This window comes from Stenotrophomonas sp. IS26 (assembly GCF_054188265.1).
Genome location: NZ_JBSZJV010000007.1, coordinates 17,784 through 40,711 on the forward strand (window position 1 = coordinate 17,784; position 22,928 = coordinate 40,711).

General features: G+C 66.1%; 15 protein-coding genes, 6 tRNA genes and 1 pseudogene. 20 read left to right on the top strand and 2 right to left on the bottom strand.

Annotated elements, in window-relative coordinates:
* From ACW6W5_RS08170 to ACW6W5_RS08190, 5 genes are all read left to right on the top strand, one after another.
* Positions 1 to 1,182, top strand: coding sequence for a PilW family protein (locus ACW6W5_RS08170; RefSeq protein WP_226956587.1), 1,182 nt, complete (start codon positions 1 to 3; stop codon positions 1,180 to 1,182).
* Positions 1,183 to 1,189: 7 nt separating this feature from the next.
* Positions 1,190 to 1,672: a pilus assembly PilX family protein gene (locus tag ACW6W5_RS08175; protein WP_121041674.1), complete on the top strand. Its 483-nt coding sequence runs from the start codon at positions 1,190 to 1,192 to the stop codon at positions 1,670 to 1,672.
* On the top strand, positions 1,669 to 6,252 hold the full coding sequence (locus ACW6W5_RS08180; RefSeq protein WP_152151468.1) for a pilus assembly protein: 4,584 nt from the start codon (positions 1,669 to 1,671) through the stop codon (positions 6,250 to 6,252). Before ACW6W5_RS08175 ends, ACW6W5_RS08180 begins: the two co-directional genes overlap by 4 nt.
* A 23-nt stretch (positions 6,253 to 6,275) precedes the next feature.
* Positions 6,276 to 6,692 (top strand): type IV pilin protein, encoded by a 417-nt coding sequence (locus ACW6W5_RS08185; protein ID WP_183073773.1) that lies wholly within the window; start codon positions 6,276 to 6,278, stop codon positions 6,690 to 6,692.
* Between the two features lie 70 nt (positions 6,693 to 6,762).
* Positions 6,763 to 6,839, top strand: a tRNA-Asn gene (locus ACW6W5_RS08190).
* A gap of 69 nt (positions 6,840 to 6,908) precedes the next feature.
* Here ACW6W5_RS08190 and ACW6W5_RS08195 read toward each other — a convergent pair.
* Entirely contained in the window at positions 6,909 to 7,433 is a 525-nt protein-coding gene (locus ACW6W5_RS08195; RefSeq protein ID WP_152151469.1) for a GspH/FimT family pseudopilin, read from the bottom strand.
* Between the two features lie 155 nt (positions 7,434 to 7,588).
* On the opposite strand from ACW6W5_RS08195, the gene uvrB reads away from it, so the two are divergent.
* From uvrB to ACW6W5_RS08255, 12 genes and pseudogenes are all read left to right on the top strand, one after another.
* A complete protein-coding gene (uvrB, locus tag ACW6W5_RS08200) occupies positions 7,589 to 9,619 on the top strand; it encodes an excinuclease ABC subunit UvrB (protein ID WP_121041682.1) in 2,031 nt (676 codons plus the stop codon).
* 107 nt (positions 9,620 to 9,726) lie between these two features.
* A tRNA-Val gene (locus tag ACW6W5_RS08205) sits at positions 9,727 to 9,801 on the top strand.
* 179 nt (positions 9,802 to 9,980) lie between these two features.
* Positions 9,981 to 12,475: pseudogene (locus tag ACW6W5_RS08210) on the top strand (DNA internalization-related competence protein ComEC/Rec2).
* Entirely contained in the window at positions 12,366 to 13,040 is a 675-nt protein-coding gene (locus tag ACW6W5_RS08215) for a MotA/TolQ/ExbB proton channel family protein (protein WP_121041686.1), read from the top strand. Before ACW6W5_RS08210 ends, ACW6W5_RS08215 begins: the two are co-directional and overlap by 110 nt.
* 3 nt (positions 13,041 to 13,043) lie before the next feature.
* Positions 13,044 to 13,466, top strand: a complete 423-nt coding sequence (locus ACW6W5_RS08220; protein WP_019183376.1) for an ExbD/TolR family protein — start codon at positions 13,044 to 13,046, stop codon at positions 13,464 to 13,466.
* Complete coding sequence (msbA, locus tag ACW6W5_RS08225) at positions 13,463 to 15,211, top strand: lipid A export permease/ATP-binding protein MsbA (protein WP_152151472.1); 1,749 nt, start codon at positions 13,463 to 13,465, stop codon at positions 15,209 to 15,211. The genes ACW6W5_RS08220 and msbA overlap by 4 nt, the downstream gene beginning before the upstream one ends.
* A complete protein-coding gene (gene lpxK, locus ACW6W5_RS08230; RefSeq protein ID WP_152151474.1) occupies positions 15,211 to 16,233 on the top strand; it encodes a tetraacyldisaccharide 4'-kinase in 1,023 nt (340 codons plus the stop codon). Before msbA ends, lpxK begins: the two co-directional genes overlap by 1 nt.
* A gap of 66 nt (positions 16,234 to 16,299) precedes the next feature.
* Positions 16,300 to 17,073: a 3-deoxy-manno-octulosonate cytidylyltransferase gene (gene kdsB / locus ACW6W5_RS08235; protein WP_152151476.1), complete on the top strand. Its 774-nt coding sequence runs from the start codon at positions 16,300 to 16,302 to the stop codon at positions 17,071 to 17,073.
* 46 nt (positions 17,074 to 17,119) lie between these two features.
* A complete protein-coding gene (locus tag ACW6W5_RS08240; protein WP_152151478.1) occupies positions 17,120 to 18,535 on the top strand; it encodes a redoxin domain-containing protein in 1,416 nt (471 codons plus the stop codon).
* Entirely contained in the window at positions 18,532 to 20,379 is a 1,848-nt protein-coding gene (gene uvrC / locus ACW6W5_RS08245) for an excinuclease ABC subunit UvrC (protein WP_121041696.1), read from the top strand. Before ACW6W5_RS08240 ends, uvrC begins: the two co-directional genes overlap by 4 nt.
* 9 nt (positions 20,380 to 20,388) lie before the next feature.
* Complete coding sequence (pgsA, locus tag ACW6W5_RS08250; RefSeq protein ID WP_121041698.1) at positions 20,389 to 21,012, top strand: CDP-diacylglycerol--glycerol-3-phosphate 3-phosphatidyltransferase; 624 nt, start codon at positions 20,389 to 20,391, stop codon at positions 21,010 to 21,012.
* Positions 21,013 to 21,058: 46 nt separating this feature from the next.
* Positions 21,059 to 21,134: transfer RNA gene (locus ACW6W5_RS08255), tRNA-Gly, on the top strand.
* 160 nt (positions 21,135 to 21,294) lie between these two features.
* Here ACW6W5_RS08255 and ACW6W5_RS08260 read toward each other — a convergent pair.
* Positions 21,295 to 21,921, bottom strand: coding sequence for a hypothetical protein (locus ACW6W5_RS08260; RefSeq protein ID WP_193222752.1), 627 nt, complete (start codon positions 21,919 to 21,921; stop codon positions 21,295 to 21,297).
* 526 nt (positions 21,922 to 22,447) lie between these two features.
* Here ACW6W5_RS08260 and ACW6W5_RS08265 point away from each other — a divergent pair.
* From ACW6W5_RS08265 to ACW6W5_RS08275, 3 genes are all read left to right on the top strand, one after another.
* Positions 22,448 to 22,523: transfer RNA gene (locus tag ACW6W5_RS08265), tRNA-Gly, on the top strand.
* Between the two features lie 146 nt (positions 22,524 to 22,669).
* Positions 22,670 to 22,745: transfer RNA gene (locus tag ACW6W5_RS08270), tRNA-Gly, on the top strand.
* A 77-nt stretch (positions 22,746 to 22,822) separates the two neighbouring features.
* Positions 22,823 to 22,896 (top strand) — tRNA-Cys (locus ACW6W5_RS08275).
* Positions 22,897 to 22,928: the final 32 nt, after the last annotated feature.

The window sequence follows — 22,928 nt, forward strand, 5'->3', positions numbered from 1 at the left end:
ATGTCGTCCCGAGAACGCGTACGCGGTCTTTCGCTGATCGAGTTGATGATCGCCATGGTCATCGGCCTGGTCCTGCTGTTGGGCCTGATGCAGGTGTTCGCCGCTTCGCGCACGGCCTCGCGCCTCTCGGAAGGGTTGGCGCGCGTGCAGGAGAATGGCCGTTTCGCGATGGACTTCCTGCAGCGTGATCTGCGCATGGCCGGCCACTTCGGTTGCGTCAACGACCAGAGTCACAACGTGCAGAGCCCTGGCTCGATGCAGACGACGTTCGATGCCGGCGGCCACCCGGCGCTGGATTTCATGCAGTCCATCCAGGGCTTCGAGGCCGCCGATACCAAGCCCGGCGACCCGTTGACCCTCAGTGCCACACCGTCGACCGGCGGCATCGAGTACACCCCCGCGCTGCCGACGGAATACGCCGCAGCGCTGACCAATCGGGTGGACGGCAGCGACATCGTCGCGCTCCGGTTTCTGGTGCCCGATGGTGTCCCGGTCACCGTGGTGGGGGGCACGGACGACAAGCCCGTGTTCAATTTCGACAGCAGCCGTTGGGCCGTTCTCCAAAGTGGTGTGGAAGCGCCGGGCCTGTTCGGTGTCGCCGACTGCCTGACCGCCACCATGTTCCAGGCAAGCGCGGTGAGTGGGTCTGCCGGTACCGTGACGTTCGAGTCCGCGCCGAACAACACCGGCAGCTTCACCAGCCTCTATACGCCGGGCCAGGCCATGCTGTACCGCGCGGAGAGCGTGGTCTATTACATCGGCTACGACGCCACCACCAAGCAGAGTTCGCTCTATCGCGTGCGGTTCTCGGCCAAACCCGGTGAAGCCCTGGTCGCAGGTGCGCCGGAAGCACTGGTGGAGGGGGTCCGCAACATGCAGCTGCTGTATGGGCAGGATCGCTCGCTCAGCGCCGCCTCGCCGCCCACCGGCTACATCGATCGGCAGGGAACCGCTGCCGACGTGGATGCCTCGATCACGCCGGCCGCCGATGCGTGGCGCCGGGTCGGGTCAGTGCAGCTGGGCCTGGTGCTGGAAAGCCCGGATCCGTCAGCCGCAGCGCAGGCCAACGCGGATGCGGCGTTGACAGCCATGGGCGTCACCTTCACCGCGCCGACGGACGGTCGTTTCCGGACGGTCTATCAAACCACGATCGCCGTACGTAATCGCCTTTATGGCAATTGAGGCTTCCATGGCATCGCGTCCAAAACCCTTTGTCGCACCGCGCCGCCAGAACGGTGCCGTGCTGTATGTGGCCCTCATCATATTGATCCTGCTTGCCCTTCTCGGCGTAGCAGGCATGCAGGTGACCGGCATGCAGGAGCGCATGGCGGCCAACTACCTGCGCACCAACCTGGCCTTCCAGAATGCCGAGGCTGATGCACGCACGCTGGAGAACACCATCGATACCGACCTGGCGGCCGGCGGAACCTACACGGCAAAGCAGGAAGAGTGCAGCCCGATCTTCGATCCCCTGACCTGGGCCGACGGGACCTCTGATGCCAAGGCGAGCTATACCCGGCGCCTGGACAAGTGCTTCGCCGCCTCCAGTGCGCGCGTGGGTGAGCGTCAGAACGAAGAGACCGGCAACATCTACCAGATCACTGCACTGGCCAGTGACGAACCGACCAATCCCTCGGCCAGTGCGGTCGTCGACACGATCTATATCCCATGACCTCTGATCGCTTCCATTTCAGCAAGCGCACGATCAACTGGCTGCGCATTGGCTTCCTTGTCATCGCGGTGGGCTTCCTGCTCAGCCGCGTCGTGCCGCTGCGCGCCGCGCTGGGCGACTACGACATCGCGCAGGAGCCGCTGTATACCAAGCAGAGCCAGCCGCCGCTGATGATGATGGTGATGTCGCGCGATGAGCAGCTGTTCAACAAGGCCTACAGCGATTACAGCGATCTGGACGGTGACAAGATCATCGATACCACGTACCAGGACAAGTTCCCGTACGAAGGCTATTTCGATTCCAAGCTCTGCTACAGCTACACCAGCAATCACTTCAAGGCATCAGGTCCGGCGACCGGCACCAACGGGCACAGCTGTGGTGGCACGGGCTGGTCGGGCAACTTCCTCAACTGGGTGACCATGAGCCGGCTGGACGTGATGCGCTACGTCCTCTACGGCGGCCAACGCTCCACCGATGATGCGGCCAAGACGGTCCTGGAGCGCGCGCAGATTCCCAGCGACCTGCATGCCTGGGTCAAGGTATATGCCGGCGCCGATATCAACAGCTTCACGCCATTGACCTCGACCACATCCTTCTGCAACGCAAGCATCAGTGCCAACGGCGCGCCGTTGATGCGGGTGGCCGGTGGCAACTGGTCCGAGTGGGCGTCCACGGCTTCGTATCAGTGTGGCGTCAACCGCACCGGCGAGGGTGGAGCGGATACGCCCAAGGCGACGACCGACTACGACGTCCGGGTGGAAGTTTGTGACCCCGCCAATGATGCGCATCGCGAGAGCTTCTGCCGCAAGTACAACGATGGCACCAAGGATCACTATAAGCCCAGCGGCCTGCTGCAGGCCTACGGTGAAAGCGGGCGCTTGCGTTTCGGCCTGGTCAGCGGCACCTATTCCCACCCGCGCGACGGCGGGGTCCTGCGCAGGAACATCGGCAAGATCGCCGGCAACGGCAGCAAGCTGTGTGATGCCGGCGATGAGATCAACCTCGCCACCGGGCAGTTCTGTCTGGCGCGCAACAGCGGGACGGAGGGCATCATCAACACGATGTCCAACTTCCGCATCGATCAGTGGAACTGGAGCAACAACTGGAACGACTGCAACGACTACAGCATCCTCAATCGCCAGGGTTTTGGTGATCGCGGCAACCTGCTGGACCCGGGCACGTCGGGTGACAAGGCCAAGAAGTGCAGTGCGTGGGGCAATCCGCTGGCCGAGATGTATGCCGAGGCACTGCGCTATGTCGGTGCCGGCACGAAGGTGTATGACGACACCGGCGATCTGTCCGGACTGCCCGTCGGTGTGGAGTGGAAAGATCCCTATCGGAGCCCTGCGCAGGGCGGAAATTCGTACTGCGCGACCTGCAACATCCTGGTGATGTCCTCGGGTCTGCCGTCCTTTGACAGTGACAACGTCGGCTCGGTCCCGCATCTTGCCTCGGCGGAGTCCGCCACGGATGCGCTTGGCGCCGCTGAAGGCATCAATGGCAAGCGCTACCTGGCCGGGCGCGTCACCGCAACCCCGCGTTACGCATCGATCAATACGCACGAGGATATCTGCCAGGCGCTGGAGGTGAACCAGCTCAGCCTGGTCCGCGGTATCTGCCCGGACATTCCGTCCACCGAAGGCAGCTATCTGATCGCGGGCCTGGCCAAGGCGGCCGCCGAGACGGACCTGCGGCCGGGCCTGGCAGGAAAGCCGGGCGATTACAAGGTCACGGCGACCACGTATACGGTGGCCATGTCCGAGAACCTGCCCAAGTTCGACATCAGCGTCGCAGGCGGCACGATTTCGCTGTCTCCTCTTTGCCAGGCCAACAACGAGGGTGGCGCAGGTTTCAACAGCAATGGCTGGCGCAGTTGCTTCCTTGGCTCGGTGGGCATCGGGACCAAAGAGGCGGCGGTCGGGCCCAAACGCGTCTACGGGCGCCCGTACCGTGCCGACGGAAAGTCCGGCAGTTTCTCGCTGGTCTGGGAGGATTCGCTCTGGGGCAACGACCATGACAACGACGTTGTGACCATGATGAGTTACTGCGTCGGCGCAGCCTGTGGCGACAAGGCGGGCATCGCGGACATGTGCTGGCGTTCGCCGAACAATACCGTGTGCTCCAACGAACTGTTGAGTGCGACCATCGGCGAAGACGAGGTGCTGGTGCGCCTTGAGAATCTGTCGGCGTATGCAGGCAATGCGATGCTGACCGGCTATACCATCGTTGGCTCCAATGCGGCCAACAACGTGCAGCGTCTGCTGCTGCGTCCTGGCAACAGCAATGGCTCGGTGCTCAGCTCCACCGAGAACCCGCCGAATAACTGGACCAAGCCTTCGGTGGTGCGCTACAAGCTCAGCGGATCCCAGGCCAACCAGTTGCAGAGTCCTCTCTGGTACGCCGCCAAGTACGGTGTCCCGAGTGGCAAGTGGGACACCAAGGTGCCGGGCACGCCGGACAACTACTTCCTGGCACGTAACCCGGCCGCGCTCAAGGCTGCCCTGGAGGCGATCTTCGAGAGTGCAGCCGAGGGGGACGCGCCGGTGGCTGGCGGCGGGTCCGGTGCGCGTATCAATGCGGGCTCGTTCACGGTCTCGGCCAGTTACAAGGTCGCCTCCGGAACAAATGACTGGGTGGGGGATGTCGTTGCCAGCAAGGTGTCCGACACGGGTACCGATGACATCGAGCTGTGGCGCGCTTCGACCAAGATGAGTTCCAGTGGCCGCACCATCGTCATGGCAACCTCGCCGACCACGGTCAATGGGAGCGGGGCGCTGGTGCCGGTGGCGGCCGCACCGTTCGAAGCAAACGATGTCCCGGGTGCGGACCGCAAGGCCCAGTTGGCCAACATGGGTTTCAGCAGCTCGATTCCCGACTGGTTCGGCTCGCACAGCGTGGCCGATCTGGTGAACTACCTGAAAGGCTCGGCCATCAGCGGCTTCCGCTCGCGTGGCTCGATTCTTGGCGATATCGTCAACTCCACCACCGAGATCGTGTCCACGGCCGACAACTACGGCTATGGCGCGTGGGGCTCCACGCCCACCTGGAAAGCGACGCTGGCGACCCGGTACAACGACTACCTGACCGCGAAGAAGAGCCGGAGCACCATGGTGTATGTCGGCGCGAACGACGGCATGCTGCACGCCTTCGACGCCTCCACCGGCACAACGGCGGGTAATGAACTCTTCGCGTTCATTCCGTCCGCATCGCTGCAACACATGGCCGAGCTGGCCAATCCGACCTATTCGCATCGGTACTACGTGGATGGCGCGCTGGCCTCGTCGGATGTCTATTACGGCGATGCCTGGCATACCGTGCTGGTCGGATCCACCGGTGCCGGTGGCGCCACCCGCGCGCCCAATGCAGAGGCTGTCGGCAACGGCGCGGTGTTCGGCTTGAACATCAGCAATCCGGGGGCTTTCACCAAGGATGACGTGCTGTGGGAAGTCTCGGGCAAGACCGATTCGGACATGGGCTTCGCGCTGGGCAAGCCGGTGATCGTCCCGGTCTCCGGCAGTACGGCCGACAGCGCGCCGCGGTTCGTGGCGATCTTCGGCAACGGCGTGAATGCATCCAGTGGCAAGCCGGTGCTGTTCGTGGTGGATATCCAGACCGGGCAGGTGCTCAAGCGGCTGTCGCCCAGCGGCAGCGGCTATGCGCTGCGCAACGGCCTGATCAACGTCGCCCCGGTGGCCGCCTACAACAACAACGGGATCGCCGACACCGTCTATGGCGGTGACATGCAGGGCAACCTGTGGAAGTTCGACCTCCGCGATCCAGATCCCAGCAAGTGGGCCGTGGCCTACAGTGGCGCGCCGCTGTTCACTGCCAGCCGCAACAGTGTCGCCCAGCCGATCATGGGGGGGCTGGAGGTCTCCAAGGCGGCCGGGCGTGGCTACAACATCGTGTTCGGCACCGGTCAGTACTTCACCAATGACGACAATTCCGTCAGTTCGTCTTCGCCGGTGCAATCGCTGTACGGCGTCTGGGACAACATGAGCTCGACGATTGGCGGGCGCGGTGACCTGATCTCGCAGCAGATCACCTCGCGTGCCGGAAGCGGGGGGTACTCGCTGCGGGATGTCAGCAGCAACGCCGTCAATTATGTGAGCCAGCGCGGCTGGTATACCGACCTGATCGTCGGCGACGTGGTGGCCGGTGAGCGCTTCGTTGGCTATCCGACCATCCAGGACCGCAAGGTGGTATTCACCACCTACGAGCCGGGGCAGGCAGTCTGCGGCGGCGGTGGCGGCACCAACTGGATGTACTCGCTTGATCTGCTCACCGGCGCTGGATCGATGACAGGCCTCAGTCTGGACATCGGGGGCGATTCGCTGTGCACAGGCAACTGCGGCGGCATCGCGCTGACCAAGGGCGGGGCCACCAATAGCGGCCCACCAGTGAAGGACAGCAACATCTTCGTGCCCAAGTTGACCCCGTGCGACCCGACCAAGGCCACCTGCACGGTGGATGAGTTGATCAAGGCCAACCAGTGCACCTTCGTGCTGCGTGCACCGGGTGCGGATCCGCTGTACATGCCGCGCCCCTGCGGACGCCAGTCCTGGCGGCAGGTGCGCTGATGACCTTCATGACGAGAGCCCCCATGCAGACCGCTTTGCGCCGCCGGGTCGCCGGTTTCACCCTGATCGAGCTGATGATTACGGTGGCCGTGGTGGCCATCCTTGCCACCATCGCCATGCCGGCCTACCAGGACTCCGTGCGGAAATCCCGGCGCGCCCAGGCCAAGGCCGATCTGGTGGAACTGGCCCAGAACCTGGAGCGTTACCACACGGTCCAGAACACGTACGCCACCGCCACGCTGCAGTTCACCCAGTCACCGCGCGATGGCACCGCACATTACACCCTGTCTTTCGACAAGGACCCGACGGCGAGTACGTTCGGTATCCAGGCCGTCCCGGTGGCCGGCGGAACCCAGGCGAAGGACAAGTGCGGCACGTTGGCGCTGGATCAGGCGGGGCGCAAGAAGCCCACTGAAAAGACCGTCTCCGGGTGCTGGTGACGCTGGCATATCGCGGGTTGTGTGGGAGTGCTTGCATCACACTGCCGATGCTGGCTAGAATGCGCACCCCGCCCGAATAGCTCAGCCGGTTAGAGCACTTGACTGTTAATCAGGGGGTCGTTGGTTCGAGTCCAACTTCGGGCGCCAGATCTGCAAAAGCCGCGAGCAATCGCGGCTTTTGCTTTTTGTGTTTCCGCGCGGCGGGCAACGCGTGCCTCAGCAGGCCACGGGACCACGCGGCCGCTCGCTGCGTATCCGGCCTGCAAGGCTGACCACCACCTTCCCTTGGGAGGCGCCGTCCAGGCAGAAGGTGACTGACTGATTGCTGCCATTCAGCCGCCCATCCGGCCGGAATTGGATGCGGGGCTTGGACTGACTCCCCCCGGCGCTCAGCCGCGAGCGGGCGTGCTGCTGCACCAGCAGGTGACCTGCGGAGGGAGCCTCGGCCGAGGAGGGCGTTGCGGGGGCATAGAGCACCCAGCCCCGGCTCCAGTTCCGGCCGCACGTCACGCCATCGTCAGTGGGGCAGACCGCGATCGGGCGCCGTTCGGTGATCGCCGTGTTGCGCGCGGTCGCCAACGCCGAGGCCAGCTGCATGCGCAGGCTGTCGGCCTGCAGGCGTTCCCGGGTCTGCTTGATGGCCGGCAGGGCCATGCCCGTGAGCACGGCCATGACCGCCATCGCGATCAGCGACTGGATCAGCGTCACGCCGGCGCAGGTGGCTGGGCGGGAGTGTTTCACGGTGACCGTCCAGGAGGGGGCGGGCAACCTTCACTCTGGCGGCCCGAAGGCCCCGCCGCCGCCGGTTCATGCCGCGTTTTGCTGTCGGCACTCCCCTCAACAGGCCGTCACCAACCCGGCCGTTATACTGAAGGCTTCCCGGCAGTGGCGGCACCATGAGCGATCGTTTCCAACTTGTATCCCCGTATTCGCCGGCGGGCGACCAACCGGCGGCCATCGAGAAACTGACCGCCAACTTCGAGGCGGGCATCGCCAAGCAGACCCTGCTCGGCGTCACCGGTTCCGGCAAGACCTACACGGTCGCCAATGTGATCCAGCGGGTGCAGAAACCCACGCTGGTGATGGCGCCGAACAAGACCCTGGCGGCGCAGTTGTACGGCGAGTTCAAGTCGTTCTTCCCGCACAACGCGGTCGAGTATTTCGTCAGCTACTACGACTATTACCAGCCGGAGGCTTACGTGCCCTCGTCGGACACCTTCATCGAGAAGGACAGTTCGATCAACGAGCACATCGAGCAGATGCGGCTGGCGGCGACCAAGACCCTGCTGTCGCGCCCGGATGCGATCGTGGTGGCGACGGTGTCGGCGATCTACGGCCTCGGCGCGCCCGAGGACTATCTGTCGATGCGCCTGATCCTCTCCACCGGTGAGCGGATCGACCAGCGCGACCTGATCAAGCACCTGACCCAGCTGCAGTACACCCGCAACGAGTTCGAGCTTCACCGCGGCACCTTCCGCGTGCGCGGCGAGGTGATCGATGTGTTCCCGGCCGAATCGGACAGCGAAGCGGTGCGCATCGAGTTGTTTGAAGGCGAGGTCGAGCAGATCAGCATGTTCGATCCGCTGACCGGCGAAAGCCTGCGCAAGATGATGCGCTACACGATCTATCCCAAGACCCACTACGCGACCACCCGCGAGCGCGTGCTGTCGGCGGTGGACACGATCAAGGCAGAGTTGAAGGTCCGCCTGGAACAGCTGTACGAACAGAACAAGCTGGTTGAAGCGCAGCGCCTGGCGCAGCGTACCCAGTTCGATCTGGAAATGATGGCCGAGGTCGGCTACTGCAACGGCATCGAGAACTACTCGCGGCATCTCACCGGCAAGAACGCCGGCGATCCGCCGCCGACGCTGTTCGATTACCTGCCGCCGGATGCGCTGCTGGTGATCGACGAATCGCACGTGACCATTCCTCAGATCGGCGCCATGTTCAAAGGCGACCGCTCGCGCAAGGAAACCCTGGTCGAGTTCGGTTTCCGCCTGCCGTCGGCACTGGACAACCGTCCGCTGCGTTTCGAAGAGTGGGAGGAGCGTTGCCCGCGCAGCATCTATGTCTCGGCCACGCCGGGGCCGTACGAGCTGCGCGAGACCGAAGGCGAGATCACCGAGCTGGTGGTGCGCCCGACCGGCCTGATCGATCCGGTGGTCGAAATCCGCCCGGTTGGCACCCAGGTCGATGACCTGATGTCCGAAGTCAACGAACGCATCAAGCTGGGCGACCGCGTGCTGGTCACCACGCTGACCAAGCGCATGGCCGAGAACCTGACCGAGTACCTGACCGAACACGGCATCCGCGTGCGTTACCTGCACTCGGATATCGATACTGTCGAGCGTGTGGAGATCATCCGCGATCTGCGCTTGGGCAAGTTCGATGTGCTGGTCGGCATCAACCTGCTGCGCGAAGGCCTGGACATGCCGGAAGTGTCGCTGGTGGCGATCCTGGATGCCGACAAGGAAGGGTTCCTGCGTTCGACCGGGTCGCTGATCCAGACCATCGGCCGCGCCGCGCGCAACCTGCGCGGCAAGGCGATCCTCTATGCGGACAAGATGACCCGCTCGATGCAGGCCGCGATCGACGAGACCGACCGCCGCCGCGCCAAGCAGGTCGAATACAACGAACTGCACGGCATCGTGCCCAAATCGGTGCTGCGTCCGATCACCGATGTGCTCGAAGGCGCGCGTTCGGAAGCGGCCGAGAAAGAGTCGCGCGGCAAAGGGAAGGGCAAAGGCAAGGGCGGGCGCGTGGCCGAAGAGTCCACCGATTACCGCACGATGGAGCCGGCTCAGATCGCAAAGCGCCTGCAGGCCCTGGAGCAGCAGATGTACCAGCACGCCCGCGATCTGGAGTTCGAAGATGCGGCCCGCGTACGCGATCAGATCCGCCAGTTGAAGGAGGCCAGTCTGGGCTGAACACCACGTTGTGAAATATCTTCACAAAAGTGTTGCGCTTTCCGGGGGGCGTCCGTAATATACGCGGCCTGCACCGACGCATTCGCAGCGGGGCAGGAAAGCAAAACGGGCGGTTAGCTCAGCGGTAGAGCACTACCTTGACATGGTAGGGGTCACAGGTTCGAACCCTGTACCGCCCACCACTTCAGTCCCGGAGACTGTCGTGGCACAACAGAAAAGCCAGCCCTCGGGTTGGCTTTTTTGCTATGTGCATTTCCTGACAACGCCCTGCATGCTGCACTGATACCCCGCACTGCGCCCACGGTCGACACTCAGGGTTTCCTGGGTGCTGCACATGCGGCGAGTGCTACACACCGGCGGCATGGGGGCACACGCGTCTCTTCCCATTTTCGGCAAGGCGTGTGTGGTCGCTTTGCTGGCCGGCATCTGCGCGATCGTCTTCTCGCCCCGGCTGCTGCCGCTGGGGTGGGGCGTCGCCGCCGCAGTTGCCGGCATCCTGCTCTGGATCCTGCCCTCCCGCCTCCGCCTGCTCGGTGCTGCTCTTTCCGGTCTCGGCTGGGCCGCCATGCACGCTCACGCCGGGCTGGCGCAGCAGCTGCCCCCCGGTGGGCCGCCGGTGGACCATGCGCTGCACGGCCGCGTGATCAGTCTCCCCGACCACGGTCCCGGGGGCACCCGCTTCCGGTTCCGGGTCGATGATGATCCGGCGATGCCAAGCGAACTCCGCGGCCGGGACCTCGCCCTGGGCTGGTATGACGGATTCCGTGGTGCAGCCGATGATCGCCGGCGCACGCTCCGAGCCGGCGAACGCTGGTCGGTCACGGTCCGTGTCCGGGCGCCACGCGGGCGGGTAAACCCGGGCGGGTTCGACGCCGAGGGTTTTGCGTTGCGGCAACGGGTGGCTGGCAGCGGGTACGTGCGGGAACCTGCCCAGGCGCATCCGCTGGGTGAGCCAACCGGATTGCCCGCGTGGCGCGAGCGGATGGCCAGTGCGATCGCCAGGGCGGTCCAGGGCGATGGCCGTCGTTTCGTCCAGGCGCTGGCACTGGGCGATACCCGCGGCCTGAGCCAGGCCGACTGGGATGACCTGCGCGCGCTGGGGGTGACCCACCTGGTGGCGATCTCCGGCTTCCATGTCGGCGTGGTGGCTGGTGTCGCTGCACTGTTGGCAGGCGGGCTCTGGCGGTGCCTGCCGATGCTCGGCCTGTACGTACCACGCCCGATGGGCGCTGCGGCGGCGGCCGTCGCAGGCGCGGCGCTGTACGCCGCAGCGGCCGGTTTCGCGCTGCCCACGGTGCGTACCGTGCTGATGATCGCGGTGGTGGCAGCGGCGCGCTGCAGCCGGCGGCGGGCAACCGTGGCGCAGTCGCTCTCCCTGGCGGCGCTGGCGATGCTGCTGGTCGATCCGCTCGCAGTCCTTGCGCCCGGCTTCTGGCTGAGCTTTGCCGGTGTTCTGTGGCTGATCTGGTGCCTGCCCGGGCGCGAGGAGAGCTGGCTTCGGGGGTTCCTGGGCGCGCAGGGCGTGGCGACCGTGGCGCTGCTGCCGTTGACCGTGGCGCTGTTCGGGCAGGCCTCGCGTGCGGGGCCGCTGGTGAATCTGGTGGCGATTCCCTGGTGGACGATGGTGGTGGTGCCGCTGGCCCTGCTGGGCACCGCGCTGGAGGCGCTGATCGACGGGGCGGGGCGCTGGCCGTGGCAGCTGGCGGCGTGGTGCTTCGAGGCGAGCTGGTGGCTGTTCGGGTATGCCGCGCGCAGCGAGCTGTCGCTGTGGTGGCTGCCGCAATCCAACCGCTGGGCGCTGATCTCGGCCGTGTTCGGCGTGTTCTGGCTGCTGCTGCCGCGTGGCAGTGGTGGCCGGGTCCCCGCACTGCTGCTGTGCCTGCCGTTGCTGTGGCCGGCGCGGCATGGGCCGGCCGAGGGCGAGGTGGAACTGCTGGTGATGGACGTGGGGCAGGGCCTGGCCGTAGCAGTGCGCACGCGTCGGCACACGCTGCTGTACGACACCGGGCCGGGGGCCGAGGACGGCTTCGATGCCGGTGAGCGGATCGTGGTGCCGACCCTGCGTGCGCTGGGGCAGGGGCGGCTGGATCGGATCATGATCAGCCACGACCATCGCGACCACACCGGTGGCCTGCGCGGGGTGCGTCGCAGCTTTCCCGGCGCGACGCTGCAGGCGCCGCCCGGCGCCCTGCGCGGCCGCGCATCGGCCTGCCATGCCGGGCAATCCTGGCAGTGGGATGGCGTGACGTTCCGGGTGCTGCATCCCCCGCGTGACGAACCGCAGCCGACCAACGACAGCAGCTGCGTGCTGCGGCTGGAAACCAGCCGGGGGGCGATTCTGCTGGCCGGGGACATCGAGAAGCGCAGCGAGGCCCTGCTGGTCCAGCACGCAGGCGCGCTGCTGGCGGCCCAGGCAGTAGTGGTTCCGCACCATGGCAGTGCCAGTTCGTCCACGCCGGCCTGGGTGGCGGCCGTCGCGCCGCGGCTGGCGATCGTCTCGACCGGTCACCGCAACCGGTTTGGCCATCCGCGTGCCGAGGTGGTGGAGCGCTGGCAGGCCGTGGGCGCCGAGGTGCTCAACACCTCCGAGAGCGGCGCGGTGCGGGTCTGGCTCGGGCGTGACGGCCTGCAGGTGCGTGAACAACGGGTTTTCGAGCGGCGTTGGTGGGATGCAGCGGAGCGGAGCCGGCCGGCTGCTATCCTATCGGCGATCAAACAGGCGGCCGCTGGGCCGGAGGATTGAAACGTGTGGGAACTGGTCAAGGCCGGTGGCTGGCCGATGCTGCCGCTGCTGCTGTTGGGCGTACTGGCTTTGGCAATCGTCCTGGAGCGTTTCTGGACCCTGCGGCGCAATGAAGTCCTGCCCCCCGGGCTGGGCCAGGAAGTGCGCAACTGGGCCGCGCGCGGCAAGCTCGACCCGAGTCATATCCAGTCGCTGCGCGGCAACTCGCCGCTGGGCGCGCTGCTGGCGACCGCGCTGGAAGCACGCAACCGCCCGCGCGACCAGATCCGCGAACGCATCGAAGATGCCGGCCGGCATCTGGTTCACCGCATGGAGCGGTTCCTGAATGCCCTTGGCACGATCGCCTCGGCCGGTCCGCTGCTGGGCCTGCTCGGCACGGTGGTCGGCATGATCCAGATGTTCATGGGCATCCTCGACCACGGCGTGGGCGATGTGAACCAGCTGGCCGGCGGTATCGGCAAGGCGCTGGTCTGCACCGCCACGGGCATGATCGTGGCGATTCCGGCGCTGATGTTCCATCGCTATTTCAAAGGCCGCATCGCCGGCTACGTGATCGAGATGGAGCAGGAGGCGTCGGCGCTGCTGGATGCGCTTGATGGTCGCCCGGGCGTGATGAACAACGGGCCGCGTGCCGCCGCTGGTTCGGCCGGCGCCGCACCGGTCACGGTCAAGGGCTGACGGATGCGCATCCGCAATGACCGGATCCAGGACGAGCCGCATATCGATCTGGTTCCCCTGATCGATGTGATCCTTGTCCTGATCATCTTCTTCGTGGTCACCACCACCTTCGATGCGCGCTCGACGTTGCAGCTGCAGTTGCCGACCGCCAGCCAGCAGGACACCACCGAGCCGCCGCGCTCGCTGAGCGTGCTGGTCAATGCCGAGGGGCGTTACTTCATCAACGACCAGGAAGTGCTGCGCACCGACGTCGAGTCGGTCAAGCAGACGATTGCCGCCGTCGCCGGCAGCGATCGGGAACAGACCGTGCTGTTGCGCGCCGACGCGCGCACGCCTTACCAGGCTGTCGTCACGGCCCAGGATGCTCTGGGCCAGCTGGGCTTCCGCCGCATCGCCATCGCTACCGCGCCGGAGGTGCGTCCATGAGCAAGAAACATTCCCCCGTCTGGCCGATCTACAAGCGCCTGCTCGGGTATACCGGTGCCTATTGGGTGTTCATGGTCGCCGCCGTGGTCGCGATGGTGGTGGAGGCCCTGGCCGGTTACAGCTTCACCAAGCTGATGGAGCCGCTGGTCAACCGGGGGTTCGTCAACCCGGAGCCGCGGATGGCGGTGATCCTGCCGCTGACCATCCTCGGGTTGTTCATGATGCGCAGCCTGGCCACCCTGGTCAGCGATTACGCGCTGGCCCGCACCGGGCGCAGCGTGGTGCGCGACCTGCGTGAGCAGGTGCTGGAAAAGTACCTGCATCTGCCGTCTTCGCATTTCGATGCTGAAGCCACGCCGGTGATGGTCAGCCGCCTGAACTTCGACACCGAGCAGGTCACCCAGGCCAGCGCCGATGCGCTCAAGACCCTGGTGGCCGATACGCTCACCATCATCGCCATGCTGGTGGTGATGCTGCAGATGAGCGTCAAGGTCACGATGGCGATGCTGGTGGTGGTGCCACTCATCGGTGTGATCGTCTCGATCGTGGGCAAGCGTTACCGCCGGATCAGCCGTGGCATCCAGGACGGCATGGGCGGCATGGCGCAGACCGCCGAGCAGTCCCTGGCCGCGCAGCAGGAAGTGAAGGTGCATGGCACCCAGGCGCACGAGATCTCGCGCTACTCCCGTCTGGCCAACCGCATGCTCGGCCTGAACATGAAGGTCGAAACCACGCGCGCGCTGGCCTCCAGCACGGTGCAGTTCCTGGCGGCCCTGGCGCTGGCGGTGATCGTGTGGGTGTCGACCCGCGAGGCACTGGCCGGCAAGCTCAACGCGGGCCAGTTCATGGGCCTGATGACCTCGATGATGGCGATCATTCCGTCGCTGCGTCGCCTGACCAGCGTGCAGACCTCGATCTCGCGCGGTGTGGCCGCGGCCGAGCGCCTGTTCGGGATTCTCGATATGCCCGTCGAGCGCGACGAAGGCATCCAGCGGATCGGCCGCGCACGTGGCGAGCTCGCGTTCGAGCACGTGATGCTGCGCTATCGCGAAGACACCGGCATCGCGCTGGACGACATCAGTTTCGTGGCCAAACCCGGCACGGTGACGGCAATTGTCGGCCGTTCCGGCAGCGGCAAGACCAGCCTGATCCGGCTGGTCCCGCGCTTCTACGAACCCAGCGGTGGCCGCATCACGCTGGATGGGGTGGCGCTGGACGATTACCCGCTGGCGGACCTGCGTCGCCAGGTAGCCATGGTTGGGCAGAAGGTCATGCTGTTCGATGACACCGTGGGCGCCAACATCGCCTACGGCATGGATGCGACCGAAGCGCAGATCCGCGCTGCGGCCGAAGCGGCCAATGCGTGGGAGTTCATCGCGCGCATGCCGCAGCAGCTGCAGACCCCCGTCGGCGAGAACGGTGCGCTGCTCTCGGGCGGTCAGCGTCAGCGCCTGGCGATCGCCCGCGCGATCCTGCGCGATGCGCCGATCCTGATCCTGGATGAAGCCACCGCCGCGCTCGATAACGAGTCCGAGCGTCTGGTGCAGGATGCGTTGCAGCGGCTGATGCCCGAGCGCACCACGCTGGTGATCGCGCACCGTCTGTCCACCATCGAACATGCCGATCAGGTATTGGTGATGGACCATGGCCGCATCGTCGAGCGTGGCACGCACAACGAACTGCTGGCGCTGGGTGGCTTGTACGAGCACCTGCACAAGATGCAGTTCCGCGAAAGGCAGCCTTGATGGCAGGCAAGGGCACCCACACGCCGTCGTACTGGTATGACGGCAGCGCCATTCCGTTCCTGGCACGCCTGGCGTCACCGCTGTACGGTGCGGCGGTCGCGCTGCGCCGGATGGCGTATCGGCGTCGCTGGCTGAAACGGCATTCGCTGCCGGTGCCGGTGGTGGTGGTCGGCAATGTCACCGCCGGTGGCACTGGGAAGACCCCGCTGACGATCGCGTTGGTCAACCGCCTGCGCGAAGCGGGCTGGAAGCCGGGGGTCGCCAGCCGTGGCTATGGTCGCGACGATGCGGGCACCCCGCGCTGGGTGCTGGCCAGTACCGATACCGCCGTCGGCGGCGACGAGCCGGTGCTGATCGCCTGGAAAACCGGCGTGCCGGTGCGGGTGGATGCGGACCGTGTGGCGGCCGGCAAGGCGCTGGTCGATGCGGGCTGCGACATCATCGTCTGCGACGACGGCCTGCAGCACTACCGGCTGGCGCGCGACATCGAAATTGAAGTGGTCGACGCACAGCGCCGCTACGGCAACGGTCGGCTAATTCCCGCCGGCCCACTGCGCGAGCCGGCCAGCCGTGCGCGCGACTGCGATTTCCGCGTGGTCAACATGGGCCAGGCCAGCGACGGCACCGAAGCGCAGACCGCCTGCGGCTTCGGCGAATGGCCCATGCAGCTGCGCATCGACAGCGCACAGCCGCTGCAGGGCGGCCGCGCGCGGCGCCTCTCTCATTTCCAGGGCCAGCGCGTACATGCCGTGGCCGGCATTGCCAACCCGCAGCGCTTCTTCGACATGCTGCGCGCGCATCGCATCGGTGTGGTGCCGCATGCCTTCGTCGATCACCATGCCTACCAGCCAGCGGATCTGCGCTTCGGCAGTGAACTGCCGGTGCTGATGACCGAGAAGGACGCGGTCAAGTGCAAGGCCTTCGCGACCGAATGGCACTTCGCCGTGCCGCTGTCGGCCGAGTTGCCGGCGGCGTTCTGGATCAGCCTGCTGGACCGCGTCGAGAAACTCGGCAAGCGTTGACGGGCCCGGTGCCGGTTGCGGCACACTGACGCCCGGACTGCATTCCTTTCGTACAGGTCATCCCCCATGAGCGCTTCCGTCGAGTTCGTCGTCGCCATTCCCGCCCGTTATGCCGCTTCGCGGCTGCCGGGCAAGCCGCTGCGCCTGCTCGGCGGCGAGCCGCTGGTGCTGCGCGTGGCGCAACGCGCGCTGCTCGCCGGCGCGCGCGAGGTGTGGGTCGCCACCGACGATCAGCGCATCGCCGAGGCCCTGCAGGGCCTGGCCGAAGTGCGCGTGGCGATGACCTCCACCGAGCACGCCTCCGGCACCGATCGGCTGGCCGAGTGCGCCGCACAGGCGGGCTGGTCCGATGACACCCTGGTGGTGAACCTGCAGGGCGATGAGCCGTTCGCCCCGGCCGAAGGAATCCGCGCGGTGGCCGAAGCCCTGGTCTACAGCGATGCGGAGATGTCCACGCTGGCCACGCCGGTGGAAGACGCGGACACCCTGTTCGACCCGAACGTGGTCAAGGTCGTGCGCAAGCAGAACCTGGATGCGCTGTACTTCAGCCGCGCGCCGATTCCGTGGCACCGCGATGCCTTCGCGCGCTCGCGCGATACGCTGCCCGGCCCGCACTGGCTGCGCCATATCGGCATCTACGGTTACCGCGCCGGCTTCCTGCGCCAGTTCGCCGCGTTGCCGGCCGGCACCTTGGAGCAGCTGGAATCGCTGGAGCAGCTGCGTGTGCTCGAAGCGGGGCACCGCATCAGCGTGGCGCTGACCCCGGCCGAGTTCCCGCCCGGCATCGACACCCCGGACGATCTGGCGCGTGCCGAGGCCAGGTGGGCAGCACACCCGTGACCGTGGCACGACGGTTGCATGACGCCGAGTCCGGCATAATCGGGGCATGAACGTCCAGCCCGTCCAGGATCTTCCCGAATTCGCCACCTGGCTCAACGCCAAACCGACCACCCTGGCCGAGTTGCAGGGTCGGCCGGTCGTGCTGGCCTTCGTCAACGCCGCCTCGGTATGGTGCGCGCAGCGGCTGGCCGAGCTGGCCCAGTGGCAGTCGCGCCACCCGGGCAAGCTGCAGCTGCTGGTGCTGCAGGTGCCACGTTTCGATGGCGAGCGCGATCCCGATCAGTCCCTCAAGCTGCTGCGCCGTCAGGGGCTGAACGCACCGGCACTGTTGGACGCGGAATGGGATGGCTGGCGACGCTTCGGCGTGACCGCATGGCCGACCCTGGTCCTGCTCGATGCCCAAGGGCGCGAGCGCGAGCGTCTGGTCGGTCTTGGCGGGGAACTGGAACGCTCCCTTGCTGCGCTGTGCGAAGGCAGCTCGCGGCCGTCCGATGAGGACCTGCACGGCGCCCGTGAGCTGAGCCCCGAGCCGCGCCTGCCGCTGCGCTTCCCGACCGGGTTGGCGGTGACCACCGAGCGCCTGTACATCGCCGACACCGGCCATCACCGCGTGCTCGAGTGCAGCCATGGTGGCCGCGTGCTGCGCCAGTTCGGCATGGGCACCGCCGATTTCATGGATGGGGACCAGGCCCAGGCGGCCTTCCACCATCCCCAGGGCCTGGCGCTGGAGCGCGAATGGCTGTACGTGGCCGACACCGGCAACCATGCCCTGCGCCGCATCCATCTGCTCTCCGGCCAGGTCGACACGCTATGCGGCACCGGCCGCCCCGGCGAACTGATCGAAGGGCCGGTGGCCGATCCGCGCCACACCGCACTCAACCACCCGCAGGGCCTGGCCGTCGCCGACAACCAGATCCACATCGCCATGGCCGGCGACAACCGTATCTGGAGCTATCACCTTGGCCAGCGCAGCCTGCAGTGGCGCGCCGGCAGTGGGGCGATCGACGAGCGCGACGGCAGTGGCCACGTGGCCGCGTTCGCGCAGCCGTGCTCTGTCGCGGCGGTCCAGCAGGTGCTGTACGTCTGCGATGCGCTGGGCTCCTCGATCCGCGCCATGCAGTTGCGTGGTGACCTGGTGCAGACGCTGGTCGGGCAGGGGCTGTGGACGTTCGGCGAACAGGACGGCCCGCGCACCTCGGCACTGCTGCAGTACCCGCAGGCAATTGCCCTGAGTCCGGATGCGCCGCTGCTGTGGATCGCCGATGCCGGCAACGGCCGCCTGCGCACGCTGCGCCTGGGCGGTGGTGAGCTGAGTACGCTGGGGTTGCCGCGCCGCCTGCACGGCCCGGCTGGCCTGGCGCTGGGCGGTGGCGCGGTCTGGATTGCCGAGACCGATGCCCACGCCGTGCTGCGCTTCGACCCCGTCAGTGGTGTCCTGAGCGACGTGCCGATCAACGAATGACTGTTTCTTCCGCCCCCGCCTTCGATGGCAAGGCATTTGCGGCCCACCTGAGCACCGCCCCCGGCGTGTACCGCATGTACGCTGCCGATGACACGCTGCTGTACGTCGGCAAGGCGCGTGCGCTGCGCAACCGCGTGGGCAGCTATTTCAACGGCACGCCCAAGACCACGCGGATCATGTCGATGCTGTCGCAGGTCGCGCGCATGGACGTGACCGTGACCCGCTCGGAGGCCGAGGCGCTGCTGCTGGAAAACCAGCTGATCAAGTCGCTCTCGCCGCGCTACAACGTCTCCCTGCGCGACGACAAGACCTATCCGCACGTGCTGCTGACCCGTGAGCAATGGCCGCGGATCGCACTGCACCGTGGCCCGCGCGCGGTGCCGGGGCGTTACTTCGGCCCGTACCCCGGCGTCACTGCCGTGCGCGAAACGCTCAACCTGATGCACAAGCTGTTCAAGCTGCGCAGCTGCGAAGACAGCGTGTTCCGCAACCGCTCGCGGCCCTGCCTTCAGTACCAGATCGGCCGCTGCAGCGCGCCCTGCGTGGAGCTGGTGGCACCGGAGGATTACGCCGAGTCGGTACGCCGCGCTTCGATGTTCCTGGAAGGCAAGAGCGACCAGCTCGCGCGCGAGCTCGGCACCCAGATGCAGACCGCCAGCGAAGCACTGGAATTCGAGCAGGCCGCGCGCCTGCGCGATCTGATCGCCTCGCTGCGCAGCATGCAGACCCGCCAATACGTGGATGGCCGCGCGGCGGATCTGGACGTGCTCGCCTGCGCCACCCAGGGCGCCAGCGCCTGCGTGCTGCTGCTGGCGTTCCGTGATGGCCGCAACATGGGCACGCGGCCGTTCTTCCCGCGCACCAATGGCGAGGAGAGTGCCGATGAAGTGCTGGGCGCGTTCGTCTCGCAGTATTACGCCGAGCACGCCCCTCCGCGCGAGATCCTGCTCGACCGCGAAATCCCGGATGCCAGCCTGATCGAATCGGCCTTGAGTGCCTCGGCCGAACACAAGGTGCAGCTGCGCTGGAACGTGCGCGGTGAGCGCGCCGGCTACGTGGAACTGGCCGCACGCAACGCGCAGATCACCCTGGTCACCGAGTTGGGCAGCCGCACCGCGCAGCACGCGCGCAGCGAAGACCTGCGGCAGATGCTCGGCCTGACCGAGCAGGTCAAGCGCGTGGAGTGTTTCGATATCAGCCACACCATGGGCGAAGCCACCGTGGCCTCGTGCGTGGTGTTCGATGCGGCCGGACCGGTGCGCAGCCAGTACCGCCGTTTCAATATCAGCGGCATCGAGCCCGGCGATGACTATGCGGCCATGCACCAGGCGATCGAGCGGCGCTTCCGCCGCGCGGTGGAAGAGGACGGCGTATTGCCGGATCTGCTGCTGATCGACGGCGGCGCCGGCCAGCTGGCCCAGGCGCAGTCCGCGCTGGCCGATCTGGGCGTGGAAGGGGTGATGCTGGTCGGCGTGGCCAAGGGTGTGGAGCGCAGGGCAGGGCATGAAGCCCTGGTCATGCCGGACGGCCGCGAACTGCGCCCGGGTGCGGCGTCACCGGCGCTGCAGTTCATCCAGCAGGTGCGTGACGAAGCCCACCGCTTCGCCATCACCGGCCACCGTGGGCGCCGCCAGAAGGCCCGGATGACCAGCAAGCTCGAGGATATTCCTGGCATCGGCCCGCGCCGGCGCGCCAGCCTGCTCAAACATTTTGGCGGCCTGGTCGGCCTGAAAGCCGCCGGCGAAGCGGAAATCGCGAAAGTGGACGGCATCAATGACGCCCTCGCTGCGCGTATCTACGCTAACCTTCATGGACTGCCCACGCCCGACGCGGCGGGCGAGTAGAGAGACGCAATGAAGTTGACCCTCCCCACCTGGCTGACCCTGCTGCGGATCGTGATGATCCCCGTTCTGGTGCTGGTGTTCTATCTCCCCTACAAGTGGACCAATTTCGCCTCGGCGGCGATCTTCGGCCTGGCTGCGCTCACCGACTGGCTCGACGGCTGGATCGCCCGCCGCTACGACCTGCAGTCCGCGTTCGGCGCCTTCCTCGACCCGGTCGCGGACAAGCTGATGGTGGCCGTGGCGCTGTTCCTGATCGTGCAGGGCCACCCCACCGCGTGGATGGCGGTCTGGGCGGCAGTGATCGTCGGCCGTGAAATCGCCGTCTCGGCACTGCGCGAATGGATGGCGGAAATCGGCCAGCGGGCCAAGGTGCGTGTGGCCGTGATCGGCAAGGTGAAAACCACCGCGCAGATGGTCGCGCTGCTGTGCCTGCTGTACTCGGTCGCACCGCACACCCCGATGCAGGACATCTGGATGGGCACCGAGGTCTTCCACATCGGCGACTGGACCCTGGCGATCGCCTCGATCCTGACGCTGTGGTCCGGCCTGCAGTACCTGCACGCGGCGTGGCCAAGCCTGCGCGAAGACGAGCGCCTCGCGCGTGAGAACACCAAAGCAAAAAAGAGTGCGTGAGGGCTGTTGACAGGGATGCATTTGGCTGTAGAATTTCGCCTCCCAAGCGGGAATAGCTCAGTTGGTAGAGCGCAACCTTGCCAAGGTTGAGGTCGCGAGTTCGAGTCTCGTTTCCCGCTCCAGATACCGCATCCCATCGTGATCCGTCCCGATGCGATGCAACGAAAAAAGCGACCTTCCGGGTCGCTTTTTCCGTTTGTGTGCCGTGCCTCGGGCATGCATCTGCATCATGGGTTCACTCCGTCAGCACCGCAGCGCGGTCGGCCATGGCGGGCCGGGCGACTACTCAGGCTGAGGCCGCTCGGGTGTCTCGCAGGAGTCGTCTACCCAGAGTCGTTGATGTGCGATGCGAACGCAGCGGGGATAAGGGCCATCCATGTCGAGCGCCTGAAATCGAGCCACCCACGGATGTGCCATTGGTTCCACGGCTTCCTGTGGCCAGTCGCCCAGGTCTGCGATCACTGCAATGGAACGTAAGCAGCTGTCGAGCAGCAGTCGGTCGAGCAAGGCCAGTCGGTTCGCGCGGAGTTCGATCAGCAGCACCTGGTCTTCCCGCCCCGAACCGCAGTAGGCCATCGGACGGGCGGAATTGGATGACGTGCGTACGAACAGCGTTACGCCCGGACCGCCCTCCAGCATGAAGGCGCTGCGGTTGATCGGAAACACGGTATCGGCCTGCATCAGCACCCGTCGCAGGTCGGCATCCACGGAAATGGCCCGACGTCTTCCCGACATCCGCTGCGCGTGTACGTGCTTGTCGCTGGCCGAGATGCTCAGGTGGTGGCCATCGGGCAGCGGGAATACGAGCGTCACGGGGGCGGCTATCGCCGATGCGCTCAATAACAGTCCCGTACAGGTGGCGGCCATGCGCGCAGGGCAACATTGAATGAAATGGAGTGCAGACAGCATCAGCCTGGTGCTGCTGCCAGAGGTGTGTGCCATGGGTGTCGGAGTCTTCAGGTGTGGGGTCCGCTGCATTGCATGCATCAGACGGCGTTGCACTCCCTTTGACAATACAACTTGTGGGAAACGTGCAACCAAACGCCGAACCTGCCGTGGCGGCTCGCCGGTGAGCTGCGCCCCAGTGGAGGGGCCTGCAGTTGCACCCGTCCTTCGCCCAGGACAGGGTGAAGGGGGTATTCGACGGGCGCCGGCTGCGCGAGGGCGTTGCGCTGCACTGGACGTGCAAGTCCGGGGGCGCTTCGGCGCGTCAACGTCTGGCAAGCCGGACATGGGGACTTTGTGCGGGAGCAGAACGGGGGAAGATGTCGGAGGCCGCCGTGACCGCCCGGTGGGAAACCACACCACGTTGCGGCGAAAAGGATGTTGACGACGTGAAGGAATTCCGACAGAATGGCGCTCCTTCGACGCAGGTCGAGGGGCCGACAGCCTCCAGCGCCTCAGGGTGCGGTGCGGTCGGGGCAAGCGAAAGTCTGCGGGAATAGCTCAGTTGGTAGAGCGCAACCTTGCCAAGGTTGAGGTCGCGAGTTCGAGTCTCGTTTCCCGCTCCAGATTTCGACAGGGCCCCCTTGGGGCCTTGTTTTTCTCCGCGGTGGCACGCGGGCATCCAGTCCGGAAGCATCGGCCGGGATGTGAAAAAAAGTGTGAAAAAGCTGGTGTGTTTCGAGTGGTTTCGGTAACATACCCGCTTGATTTTGCGGGAATAGCTCAGTTGGTAGAGCGCAACCTTGCCAAGGTTGAGGTCGCGAGTTCGAGTCTCGTTTCCCGCTCCAAATCCTGACCAGGCCCCGTTCTCGGGGTCTTGTTTTATCGGGGCGCGCAACACGCCTTCGATGATCGTAGGGTCACCGGCCTGGTGGCAGAGTGGTCATGCAGCGGACTGCAAATCCGCGTACGCCGGTTCAATTCCGACCCAGGCCTCCAAATGGAAAGTAGCCCAGAGCCCGCGAAAGCGG